Here is a 12,069-nt window from a genome sequence, read left to right as displayed (position 1 = left end):
TGATGGCTGGGGCGGCGGTCGCTAGCTGCTGCGTGCGGCCCTCGCCGGCCGCCGCAACGTTGCGCGGCTCAGGCCGCGCGCGGCGCCGAGCTCGGCAGGCGCCGGCACGGCCTGCGCGTGTGCGGGCCCCGCGTCGAGAAAGCCGGGCACCGGCGGCGTCCACCAGCGACGGGCGCCGCCGCTGAGATCAGGCGAAACGGAAAATCGCCGAGAAACGCGTCGAGCTCCGCCAACTGGCCCGCGAAGTCCGGCTTGCGCGCCTTGTCGTGGAACCACTGCAGCGCGCGCGTGGTCAGCGGCAGCCCGCCGGGCGCCTTGCCGACGCCGAGATCGACGCGGCCCGGCGCGAGCGCGGCCAGCACCTTGAAGGTTTCGGCGACCTTGAACGGGCTGTAGTGCTGCAGCATCACGCCGCCCGAGCCGACGCGAATGCGCGACGTATGCGCGAGCAGGTGCGCGACGACGATCTCGGGCGCCGAGCTTGCGAAAGCCGGCGTGCCATGATGCTCGGCGACCCAGAAGCGCTCGTAGCCGAGCTGTTCGGCGCGTTGCGCGAGCGTCGTGGTGAAGCGCAGCGCATCGGCGGCGTTCGCGCCGTCGGCGATCGGACTCTTGTCCAGCAGCGAAAGCGAATAAGACATGGTGGGCGGCGTTCCTGCGTGAGCGTGAAGTGAGCGTGAATGGACAGTCGGCAGGAGCTGCGCTCAGCTCTTCGGCAGCCCCGGCGGATTCGTGCGCGACTGGTCGATCGCTTCGGACGCGAGGTTCCAGCGGTCGAGCACCTGCTGGTAGCGGCCGTTCTTGATCAGCCCGTTCAGTGCGACGGTGAGCGGATCGGCGAGCCCGCTGCCGCGGCGCGTCGCGATCGCGATGTCGGCCGTGCGCGGCCAGCCGCCGCTGATCGCGCCGACGAGCCGCGTCTTGCCTTGCTGCGCGCTCTGGTATGCGAGCACCGAGTTCACGCTGAACACGGCATCGGCGCGCCCCGACTGCACGGCGACGATGCGCATTGCCTGGTCGTCGTAGTACTGGATCTGCACGGGTTTCAGCCCGTGCGCGACGTTCTCGCGATCCCACGCGAGCAGGATCTTTTCCTGGTTGGTGCCGGCGTCGGTCACGACACGCAGCCCCGCGACGTCCTTCGGCTCGCGGATCGCCTGGATCTTGCTGTCGTTGCGCACGTAGAAGCCGACCTGGTCCTTGCGGTAGGTCGAGAAATCGAATTTCTGCTTGCGCTCCTCGGTGACGGTGACGTTCGAGATCACCGCGTCGACTTTCCCGGATTCGAGCGCGAGCGGCCAGTCGGCCCACGCGAGCGCGACGATCTTCAGCTTGCGGCCGAGGCTGTCGGACACGAGCTGGCCGACGTCGGCGTCGAAGCCGATCACCGTGCGCGCGTCGGTCGCATACGAGCTGATCGGCGGCAGGCTGGGCGCAACGCCGATCGTCAGCGTGCCGGGTTCGGCGAACTTGAACGATGCGGGCACTGCACGCTCGACGGCCGCATCGGCCACACCGCGCGGGCGGCCGCGCTGTTCGGGGCTCAGGTCGAAGGTGCCGGCGGCCGCGGCTGCGGCGAACGCGGTCAGGCCGATCAGTGCGGCGGCCAGCGTGCGCGCGGCACGGGAAGAAAGCGGTACGGCTCGTTGCATGAAAGCGTCCTGTGGTGGCAAGCGGAGATCGGAGGGATGCAGGGGGGCGGTCGCGGTCAGCGCGACAGCACCGGTTCGGGCACGGGCGCCCACAGGTCGGCCAGCGTCGATGTGCGCGACGGATCGGCGAGATCCTTGCCGAACCGCAGGTGGTAATGCACCTCGGGCGCGATCGACGAATCGAACAGCCGCGTATAGCCGGTGCGGTCGTACAGCGCCCATGCTTCGGGCTGGCGAAAGCCGGTGGTCAGGTAGATGCGGCGATAGCCTTGCTGCGCGGCGCGCAGTTCGAGCGCCTCGACGATGAGGCGGGCAAGGCCCTGGCGACGCAGGTCCGAGCGGGTCCAGATGCGTTTGAGCTCGGCGGTCTGCGCGTCGTAGCGCTTGAACGCGCCGCCGCCGATCGTCTCGCCGTCGCGCAGCAGCAGCACGAACGCGCCTTCGGGCGGCGCGAACAGTTCGGCCGGGTAGCGCGCCAGTTCATCGCGTGCGGACGCGTGGCTGTCGGGGCGATACGCGTGGTAACGGGTCGAATACTCGTCGATCAGCGCGTCGATCAGCGGTTGTGCGCGGACGTCGAGCGGCGTCGTGTCGATGATGCGGTCGGTCGTGGCCATGGGCATCGCGAAGGGCGCGCGATGCGGACGTTCCTGGCGGGGTGCGGGCACGCGGCCCGTCCGGTCTGTTCCGTTATCGCGACGCGGTTGTCGTGATGGCGGCGGCCGATGCGTATCCTGCTGGGATGCAGAGGGCGGGCCGCCGCCGTTTTGAACACGTTAGCGGCGCGGCCGGCAAAGGCGAACGAAGCAATTTCGATAAGGATTTCGCGGGTGGTGTAAGAAGGCTTGCAGGGGGAGTGCGGTGGGGCGAACCCCATGACGGTGACGGTTCCCGGCCAGTTTCGGCCGATCGACCGTTGCGGACAAATCCACGACAATCGTGGCATCTCCACCCGGTGCGGGTAGACAATGACAAACAACGAGTTGATCGAATCTCTCGCCGACGACTTGCGTCTGAGATACGGATGCCACACGGCCATTCTCTATGGTTCCCGCGCACGCGACGACTGGGAGGCTGCGAGCGATATTGACGTAATTGCCTTTCGGGATGCCGTCGACCACCAGCGCGTTGCCTCGCGTTGGAACGGTGTGTTTCTCGATCTGTTCGTTCATTCAACAAATGACGAAGCTGATCCAGGCTGGATCAGGATCAACGGCGGGCGGATACTCTTTCAAAAAGACGGCTTCGGCGACAAGGTACTTGATGATGTGAAGGCGCTTTTCGACGCAGGACCTGAGCATGTGCCAAACACGGAGTTACAGGTCAGAAAAATCTGGGCAGAAAAGATGCTTGAGCGAGCCGCGAAAGGGGACGTCGAGGGGAACTTCCGTCTTCACTGGCTCTTGTTCGTTTTGCTCGAAGACTACTTTGCCGTTCGTCGCAACTGGTACCTGGGCCCCAAACAGAGTTTTCGCAGACTAAGGGAAACCGACGAGACGCATTTCAGCATATTCGAGACTGCGCTGAAGCCGGGCGCTTCCCTTGACGCGGTGCGAGAGGTAATCGACGTAACCTTCGAACGCGTATAGCGACGATCGTCGAGCAGAGAGACGGGCTCACGAGACAGTTGCACTTTGCACGCCGAGCAGTCGAGCGACCGCTTCCAGCGAGCTTGCAAGACCGCTCCGGTCGGTACGCGGCATCCGATCGACGCCCGGTTGAAATCGACGAGAACGAGACAATCGACGGCTGTATCGAGATTGACGACAATGAAAACCATTCCAGCAGAGGGCAAAAAATAATGATGACTTCCGGCGACGGCCTGACCAGTCCAGCGCGGCTCCTGCGACTCGCGTCATGGGTGATTGCGATCATCTTCGCGATCTTTTTGAACATGCTCGGCAGTCTCGTGATCCGCGACATGGCATTCGCGCCGAGCGGCGGTCCGCCCGTCATCGAGCAATTCGCCGATGCCCAGGCAAAGGCGCGGCTGGACACGGTGCGGCGCCGTCTGCAGGCTCAGCACGACGCGCTTGTCGAGAAGGTCGACACAATGGAAGTGGCGCGCGGCCGCGCCGCGAAGGAGTACGCGGCCGAGAAGGAGAGTTTCCGAAACTGGCTGGCAACCCGCTCGGTGACCGGAGACGGTGCGAGGGATCCGGACATTCTGGCCAGGACGCACAAGCTCGATACGCTCCAGGCCGTGGTGACCAACTGGCAGCATCAGATCGATGCAATCAGCGATCAGCAACGGGCATTGGCCACGCAGCAGGCTCAAGTGGACACGCAAATCGCCGAAGCGGACGCAGCGGCCGAACGGCGCCTCGACGCGGCAACACGGCACTACGAGATGCAAGTGTTCGGGCTGCGGTTGGCGCTGACGTTACCGATACTGCTGGTTGCGACCTGGCTGTTCATCCGCTACCGCAAGGTGCGCTACTGGCCTTTCGTGTATGGCTTTGGCCTGTTTGCACTGAGTGCGTTTTTCATTGAACTGGTTCCGTACTTGCCGAATTTCGGCGGCTATGTCCGGGTTCTGGTCGGCATTGCGCTCACGGTATTCGCCGGCCTTTACATGATGAAGGCATTTCAGCGCTATGCCGAACGCAAACGGCTCGAATTGCAGCAGGATCAGGGCGCACGCGCGCGCACGATCGGATACGAAAAAGCCGTTCGGTCACTCGAAAAGAAGCGCTGCCCGTCATGCGACAAACAATGGAATCTCGGCGGCGACGATTCCACGTTCTGCGTACATTGCGGGTTGAGGCTATTCAATGTGTGCGAATGCGGCGGCCGGAATTTCTTCTTCTTCCCGCATTGCCATCAATGCGGTGCCGCGCAGGGAAACGAGCTGCCAGGGTCGTCCGGCTGACGGTCAGCGGGTTTGCAACATGACGGTTGCGACGCGTCGTCGATGTCCTTCGCGGGGGCGGGTTGCGCCAGTCGCGATCACTCGATGACGCGCGGCGGCGTCGACAACTCCGCCAGCTGAAACAGGCAGTCCCCGCGCTGCACCTGCGCGGGCACGCGCTTGCACACCACTTCGCCGTCGCCCTTGAAGCGGTGCAGCACCGGTTCGCGCAACGGCGTATCGGGGAAATGCACCCACGCGGCCGGCTGCCCGGCCTTCACCTGGTCGCCGAGTTCGACGAGCGGCTCGTATAGCCCGCGCTCGTACGCGTAGACGAAATGGCGGTCGCCGTCGACCCGCATGAAGCGCGTGACGGTCGGCGGTGCATCGGGCACGAGCGCGCCGTGCAGCAGACCGATATGGCCGAGATAGTGCAGCAGCCCGTGGCGGCCCATCCGGATCAGCGAGGGATCGGCCATGCCCGCGCCGCCGAGTTCGGTCACGATCGAGATCGCGCCCTGGCGGCGCGCGGCCGATGCCGAATGCACGGGATTCGGCGCGTGCAGCAGCGCATTGTGCAACCCGAACGCGACCAGCAGCCCGTTGAGCTTCGCGGCTTCGTCGGCGTCGAGCGGATCGATCGCGAGCATGTTGCCGCCCTGGTACAGCAGCGAACTGCCGCCCGAGTGCAAGTCGACCAGATACTCCGCACGCGACAGCAGCACATGCTCGATGTAGTGGGCGATCATCTGCGTCGGCGTGCCGGTCGGGTCGCCGGGGAAGCTGCGGTTCAGGTTGCCTTCGTCGAGCGGCGACACGCGCAGGCCTGCATCCGCCGCCGGGAAATTCGCCATCGGCAGCAGGATCAACTGCCCGCTGACCATCTCCGGCTCGATCTCGCGCATCAGTTGCGACACGATGATCTGGCCTTCGTACTCGTCGCCGTGATTCCCGGCCATCACGAGCGCGACCGGGCCGTCGCCGTTGCGGATCGACGCGATCGGGATCGGCAGCCAGCCGTACGCCGAGCGGTGCACGGAATGCGGCAGCCGCAGGTAGCCCGCGTGCTTGCCTGGTGCGTCGAGATCGATTTCGCAGTGGATGGGATTGCGGTGTGAGGAAGAGGCGGTCATGGCGGCATCGTTCGATGAACGGAATTCGCCATCTTATCGGGAAACGACTGCCGCGCGCCGTGCCCGACACGCGCAACGCCGAACGCCATCAACCGGCAAGCACATGGATGCGTACGGGCGCGTTGCAAAGCCGATACGCGACACCCCGTGCGATGTTGCAGCGATGAACGCATGCCGGGTGGTCGGCCGGCCGCATTCGGGCCTGATGTTTCGCGCCGGCCCCTTGCCGCGACAGGGTCGGCGCGTGCAGCCGGCTTACCGGCCCGATGTTTCAGCTTCGAGACGTCCTTCTTCCCACAGGGCCCAGAAACGGCTGCCGGCGCGATACGGATTCGCGCGGCGCGCGCCGTGATCGGCGACGCCCTGGCGAAATGCGCCGTACAGCGTCAGTGGTGGATTGTCGACGCATCGGGCCTCGCGGGCGGCCGGCATGCGGCGTTCGGACACGAGCCGGCGGATCAGCGATTCACCGTCGATCACATCCAGTTCGTCGATGGTTTCGCTGCGGCTGAGGACTTCGACGGTATTCATGTTGGTCTCCCTGACAACCTGTTTCCCTGACAGGGAGCAATAAGAGTGCCAGGCTTGAAAAGCCCGGCGCTGTGTCGATCGTGCCGGCTTCTGCAGCCAACGTGACGAGTGGGGAGCGGCGATGTTACGGAACACGTCACGTGACACGCGAACGCGCGACGCCACGTGCGACCACGCAAAGCGTTTCGGAATTGAATCGTCGGGAGGATGCGGAGGCGGGAGAAAGCGGGCGATGCAGCCGGCGTGCGTGGTCGGGTCAGCTCGCGGTGACCGGCGTGACCCGGCTGCTGCCGCTCGAATAGAAGCGGTAGATGCCCTTGCCGGCCGACTTCGCGTCGTACAGCGCGCTGTCGGCTTGCCGGATCAGTTCATCGGGGGAGCCGTGTCCGTCGTCGAGCGCGATGCCGATGCTGATCCCGAGGCTCACCGTCTCGCCGATCGACAGCGTGTACGGTGCCGAGATCTGCCGGATGATGCGCGTGGCGAGGAGCGAGCACGCCTGCATCGTCGTGTCGTCGATCGCGACGACGAACTCGTCGCCGCCGATTCGCGCGGCCAGCTCGCCGGCCGGCAGCGTGTTGCCGAGCCGCTCGGCGACCTGCGTCAGCACGTCGTCGCCGGCCTGGTGGCCGAACCGGTCGTTGATCGCCTTGAAGCCGTCGAGGTCGAGGTACATGACGGCGAGCGCGGCGTCCGGCGTGCGCGGCCGGCGCGCGAGCATCCGCTTGAGTCGCGCATGCAGTTCGTGGCGGTTCGGCAAACCCGTCAGCGCATCGTGCCGCGCGAGATGCCGGATGTGCTGCTCGGTCTGGCGGCGCGCGGTCACATCCTCGACGATGATCACCGCGTTGCCGTCCGGCACGCGATGGCGCGTCAGTTCGAGCTGGCGGCCGTCGGCGAGCACGACGTCGAGCGGCACGGGTTCGTCGCAGGTCAGCCAGAGCTCGCACTGCGCGGCGAGACTGGCGCCACCGGGATCGGTCGCGTCGTTCGCGCCGAGCGCGGCGACGACGGCGGGCAGCGGCGTATCGAGCATGATCTCGCGCGGCGAGCCGAACAGTTGCGCGGTGCGCCGGTTCGCGACGATCACGCGGCGCTCGCCGTCGATCATGCACAGGCCGTGCGGCATATAAGTGAGCGCGGCGTCGAAGCGCGCGACGAGTTCGGCGTTGCGCTGGCGCGCGGCGATCAGCGCGACGAGCACGCGATAGTGACGCTGGACGACCGTGCGCATCGCGGCGAGATAGATCGCGAGCGGCGGCAGCAGCAGCCACGCGCCCGACCGGTGGGCCAGCAGCGCACCGACACCGATCGGCAGCACGCCGAGCGTGACCTGCATCATCGCGAGCCGCGGCAGCGCCGAATTGCGCGACGCGATCCCGCCGAACACGCCGCCCGCGACCATCACCGACAGCGTGCCGAGCTCGACGTCGACGGCCTGCACGCAGCCCATCACGCCGAGGCCGAGCACGAAGCACGCGACGAGCGACACGGGCGCATAGTGCATCGCCCAGTATTCGGCGCGGTCGTCACCGGCGTCGCGCTGAACCGTGTAGGCACGCGCGATCGAGAGCCGCGCGATGAGCAGGCCGGCGTCGACGATCAACCATGCGAGACACCAGAGCTGCTGCAGCCGGATCAGCGCGACGGCCGCGACGAAGCCGCTCGCGAGCCCGGAGAGCGCCATCGGGCGGACGTCTTCGAACAGGGTAACGAGCATCGACGGGCGCAGCGCGGCCGTCACACGGTGGTTGCCGGAGGGGGGAGTGGCGAGAACGGAGTGCAGGAGAGATGTCCTGACTGCCATGGTTTTTAACCTCGACACGATGTCGCGTGATGTCGCGATGGCTGGCGGCGCCCGCACGGCACGTGGCGGAAGCCCGGCCAGGCCGGATGCGCACGACATTACCATGAAACACGGGCGGCGCGGGTTGCCCGGGCAGGCCGGCGGCACCGGGCGCCGTATCGGCCAATAGTCGTAAACCACGCCCGCGAAAGTCTTGCGCATTCGCCGGCGCAGGGGCAGCATCGTTGCGAACGGAATGCGTCGCGGCGACCGGCAGGAGACCGGTTGCCATGCACGAGGCGCGTGTCCGTCGGGCGCGGTCGAACCGATCGAAACCGCTGCAAACGGGGGCGCGATGCGGACTAATCGCGTCCCGCGACCGGCTGTCGCAGCCCGGCTGAATACCGTTATAAGAAATTCAATAAGTATTTCATGCGAGAAATACTATAGGCGATATATCTAAAACAATGCCAGAATGCGCGCCGCTCCGAACGTCGCGACACCCGATCGCCGTCCGAGCCGCATCAGGAGGTTCCCCCCAATGAAAAACCACGGCCTGTCACGGCGGGGTTTTCTGAAAGCCAGCGTGCTGGCGGGCGTCGCAGTGTATGTCGCGCCCCTGGGCAGCCGCGCATTCGCGGCGCTCTTCGAAGAAAAACTCCTCACCCCCGTCAAATGGGATAGCGTCACCGGCATCCCCCAATTCCGCATCGACGGCATCGCGAAGGTCACGGGCTCGAAAGTGTTCGCCCGTGACGTGCGCGCCGCCGACATGCCTCACTGGCCGCAGCAGCAGTCGCATGCGCTGATCCTGCGCGTCACGCAGGCCGACCGCACGTACGAAGGCTTCGACCTGTCGCTGCTCGGCGACGACCTGAAGCCGGACCGCGTGGTCACGGCCGACGATCTCGCGCGCGACGGCGTCGCGTTCCCGACGTTCTACGGCGACGACATGTTGCTGCCGGCCGGCAAGACGCCCGCGTATCTCGGCCATGCGGTCGCGATCCTCATCTACCACGACTTCGCGCGCTTCCGCTTCGCGAAGAACGCGCTCAAGTTCCGCGACGACGTGATCCGCTACGGCGCGGTCACGGGCCCGCTCGAGCGCGATCCGTGGGGCACCTTCCGCTACGTGCGGGTGGGCGGCAAGACGGCCTATGACGACGACGTCTATTCGAGCCTGAAGGACGCGCCGATTTTCCCGAGCATGATGCGCAAGCACCTGCCGGTGTGGCCGGACGGCAAGGAGCACGGCAAGCTCGACGAGCAGGGCATGTTCCTGGCCGGGCAGATCGCCGGCGAGCTCGACCATCCGTCGGCCGACTGGCTCGTGTTCGACCGCGAGTACAACACGCAGTCGGTCGACACGTCCGCGCTCGAGCCGGACAACGCGAACTGCTGGTACGACAGCGCGACGCAGTCGCTGCACCTCGTCGTGCCGACGCAGTCGCCGCTCGAAGTGGCGGAGAACGCGGCCGCGATGGTCGCGAAGTGCCGCTTCCCGGTGAAGAAGCTGTTCGTGCATCCGTGCTACACGGTCGGCTACGGCTCCAAGGATCACTTCAACGTGCCGTTCTACGGCCTCGTCTGCGCGCTGTACGCGGACGGCCGCCCGGTGCGTTTCGCGAACGACCGCTACGAGCAGTTCCAGACGTCGCTGAAGCGTCACGCGTTCAAGATGCATTACCGGATCGCGGTCGATCGCAACACGGGCCTGCTGCAGTCGTTCAAGGGCGACTTCGAGGCGAACGGTGGCGGGCGCTCGAACTTCTCGCCGTCGGTGGCGATGGTGGGTGCGACGGCTGCGCAATCGATCTATTACTTCCCGAAGAGCGACCTGGCTGCAGTCGCGATCGCGTCGCGCGCGATCGATGCCGGCTCCGCGCGCGGCTACGGCACGCTGCAGAGCATGGCGGCGACCGAGATGGCGGTCGACGAGATCGCCGCGCAGCTGAACATCGACCCGATCGATTTCCGCCTGCGCAACGCGCTGCGTTCGGGGATGAAGAACACGCAGGGTGCGATTCCCGCCGGCGCGCTGCGCGTCGACGAGGTGCTCGAGCGCTCGAAGCAGCATCCGCTGTGGACGCGCCGTGCCGCACGCAAGGCCGAATACGAGGCCGCGAACCCGGGCAAGCGCTACGGCGTCGGCTTCGCCTGCGTGCAGAAGGATTTCGGCACGGGTGCGGAAGCGTCGTTCGCGAAGGTCGAATTCGACGAGAACGGCAAGGTGTCGCTGCAACACACGGCAGCCGAGATCGGCACCGGGATGTCGACGTCGCAGGCCGTCGCGGTCGCGAAATGGCTGGGCCGTCCGGCAACGGAAGTGCGCGTGGCCGTGACCGAGTGGCCGGACCTGCCGGTCGAGACCAGCGGCGATCCGTACATCATGTCGCAGGCCGACCAGGATCGCCTGAGTGCGAACCCGCGCTGGTCGCCGAACTATGCGTCGCCGTCGAGCGCGACGAACTCCGCGTACTACTTCACGCACAGCACGCGCGAAGCCGCGCGCGCGGTGTTCCGCTACGGCCTGTGGCCGGCGGCGATGTCGATCTGGACGCGCGGCCTCGGCGGCGGCCAGGCGGCACCGTACACGATCCGCATCGAGGACGCGCGCTGGGTCGACGGCAAGCTGACCGCCGACGGCCTCGAGCCGCTGTCGTTCGAACAGCTCGCGAAGCAGGCCTATGCGCTTGGCCTGCCGACCGGCGCCGTCGTGCACGTGTTCAACCGCTGGCAGTGGACCGACGCCGAGTTCGAAGTGGGCGGCTCGGTCGAGCGTCTGCCGATCGACGGGCTGTCGCTGCGCGTCGGCGCGCCGAAGACGGGTGACAACGGCCCGGTGCCCGGCACCGCCGCACCGGCCGGCGCGACCGCGATGCGCGGCACGCTGGCGCCGACCGCGAACGGCTACCGCGTGCTGGACCGCAAGCGCGTGTTCATCCCGCCGACGAGCCGCAACAACGCGGCCGTCACGTACTACACGGCAGTCGGCACGCTGGTCGAGCTGGCCGTGCACGAAGCGACCGGCAAGGTCGAGCTGCTCACGCACCACTCGATCATGGAGTGCGGCAACCAGATTTCGCCGCAGCTCGTGTCGGGCCAGTTGCAGGGCGGTCTCGCGATGGGCATCGGCCACGCGTTGCACGAGTACCTGCCGCTGTATGAAGACGGCCCCGGCAACGGCACGTGGAACTTCAACCGTTACCAACTGCCGCGCGCGTCCGACGTTGCCGTCTGGACGCAGACGGGCGACGTGCTGCCGCCGCTGTCCGAGACCGATCCGCCGAAGGGTGTCGCCGAAGTGGTGATGATTCCCGTCGTCGGCGCGATCGTGAACGGCATCGCGCACGCGATCGGCCATCGTTTCACCGACCTGCCGGTGACCCCGCAAAAGATTCAGGAGGTGCTCGCATGACGACCGCCCAAACCGCGGCTTCGGCCGCGAGCGCCAGCGCCGCTGCGACCGGCGCTTCCGCACCGGCGGCGGCTTCGGCCGCGCCGGCATCTGCCCCAGCTGTACCGGCATCGGCTTCGGCACCGGCCGCTGTCGAGCGTCCGCTCGTCCGGTTCCAGTCGAAACCGCTGTCGATCAATATCAACGGCAAGTCCGTCGGCCCGATGCAGGTGCCGGAAGGGCTGATGATGATCGAGTTCCTGCACGAGTACGCGGGCCTCACCGGTTCGCGGCTCGGCTGCGGGCAGGGCATCTGCCACGCGTGCGTCGTGATCGTCGACAAGCCGGACGGCACGAGCGAGGAAATGCGCACCTGCATCACCGGCGCGCACTTCTTCCACGGCCGCTCGATCCGCACGATCGAAGGCCATGCGAAGCGCAACGAAGCGGGCGAAGTGGTCGAGCTGTCGCCGATCCAGCAGAAGTTCCTCGAGCACTTCAGCTTCCAGTGCGGCTACTGCACGCCGGGCTTCGTCAACGCGGCGACCGTGCTGATCGAACGCCTGAAGCGCGAGCCGATTGCGAAGGCCGACGTCGAGCGCACGATCACCGAGGCGCTCGACGCGCACCTCTGCCGCTGCACGGGCTATGTCCGCTACTACGAAGCCGTCAAGGACGTGGTGCTGACGACGCCGGGACTCGTGAAGGACGCCGCATGA

At 66.6% G+C, this 12,069-nt stretch carries 9 protein-coding genes and 1 pseudogene; 4 read left to right on the top strand and 6 right to left on the bottom strand.

What is annotated here, in order from left to right:
- Window positions 1–206: 206 nt before the first annotated feature.
- The 3 genes and pseudogenes from G3N93_RS23060 to G3N93_RS23050 all read right to left on the bottom strand — a co-directional run.
- Window positions 207–641, bottom strand: a pseudogene (locus tag G3N93_RS23060) (MsnO8 family LLM class oxidoreductase); the annotation flags it as partial.
- Between the two features lie 63 nt (window positions 642–704).
- On the bottom strand, window positions 705–1,652 hold the full coding sequence (locus G3N93_RS23055) for an ABC transporter substrate-binding protein (RefSeq protein WP_206134022.1): 948 nt from the start codon (window positions 1,650–1,652) through the stop codon (window positions 705–707).
- A gap of 56 nt (window positions 1,653–1,708) precedes the next feature.
- Entirely contained in the window at window positions 1,709–2,269 is a 561-nt protein-coding gene (locus tag G3N93_RS23050; RefSeq protein ID WP_174988819.1) for a GNAT family N-acetyltransferase, read from the bottom strand.
- Between the two features lie 351 nt (window positions 2,270–2,620).
- Here G3N93_RS23050 and G3N93_RS23045 point away from each other — a divergent pair, with 351 nt between their 5' ends.
- Together G3N93_RS23045 and G3N93_RS23040 are read left to right on the top strand one after the other, a co-directional pair.
- A complete protein-coding gene (locus G3N93_RS23045; protein WP_174988817.1) occupies window positions 2,621–3,241 on the top strand; it encodes a nucleotidyltransferase domain-containing protein in 621 nt (206 codons plus the stop codon).
- A gap of 215 nt (window positions 3,242–3,456) precedes the next feature.
- Window positions 3,457–4,524: a hypothetical protein gene (locus G3N93_RS23040; protein ID WP_374196500.1), complete on the top strand. Its 1,068-nt coding sequence runs from the start codon at window positions 3,457–3,459 to the stop codon at window positions 4,522–4,524.
- Window positions 4,525–4,601: 77 nt separating this feature from the next.
- Here G3N93_RS23040 and G3N93_RS23035 read toward each other — a convergent pair whose 3' ends face one another.
- The 3 genes from G3N93_RS23035 to G3N93_RS23025 all read right to left on the bottom strand — a co-directional run bounded on the left by G3N93_RS23035 (window position 4,602) and on the right by G3N93_RS23025 (window position 7,974).
- On the bottom strand, window positions 4,602–5,636 hold the full coding sequence (locus G3N93_RS23035; RefSeq protein WP_174937742.1) for a succinylglutamate desuccinylase/aspartoacylase family protein: 1,035 nt from the start codon (window positions 5,634–5,636) through the stop codon (window positions 4,602–4,604).
- 255 nt (window positions 5,637–5,891) lie between these two features.
- Window positions 5,892–6,167 carry a hypothetical protein gene (locus G3N93_RS23030; protein ID WP_174937744.1) on the bottom strand — a complete coding sequence of 92 codons (276 nt, stop codon included), beginning with the start codon at window positions 6,165–6,167 and terminating at the stop codon, window positions 5,892–5,894.
- A gap of 256 nt (window positions 6,168–6,423) precedes the next feature.
- Window positions 6,424–7,974 (bottom strand): sensor domain-containing diguanylate cyclase, encoded by a 1,551-nt coding sequence (locus tag G3N93_RS23025; RefSeq protein ID WP_206134021.1) that lies wholly within the window; start codon window positions 7,972–7,974, stop codon window positions 6,424–6,426.
- A 520-nt stretch (window positions 7,975–8,494) separates the two neighbouring features.
- On the opposite strand from G3N93_RS23025, the gene G3N93_RS23020 reads away from it, so the two are divergent.
- Window positions 8,495–11,371, top strand: coding sequence for a xanthine dehydrogenase family protein molybdopterin-binding subunit (locus tag G3N93_RS23020; RefSeq protein ID WP_174937748.1), 2,877 nt, complete (start codon window positions 8,495–8,497; stop codon window positions 11,369–11,371).
- Window positions 11,368–12,069 (top strand): (2Fe-2S)-binding protein, encoded by a 702-nt coding sequence (locus G3N93_RS23015; protein WP_174937750.1) that lies wholly within the window; start codon window positions 11,368–11,370, stop codon window positions 12,067–12,069. The genes G3N93_RS23020 and G3N93_RS23015 overlap by 4 nt, the downstream gene beginning before the upstream one ends.

Origin of the sequence: Burkholderia sp. Se-20378 (assembly GCF_017104665.1) — a bacterium.
Lineage (GTDB): Bacteria > Pseudomonadota > Gammaproteobacteria > Burkholderiales > Burkholderiaceae > Burkholderia > Burkholderia lata.
This window is presented reverse-complemented; position numbering and strand designations above follow the sequence as displayed.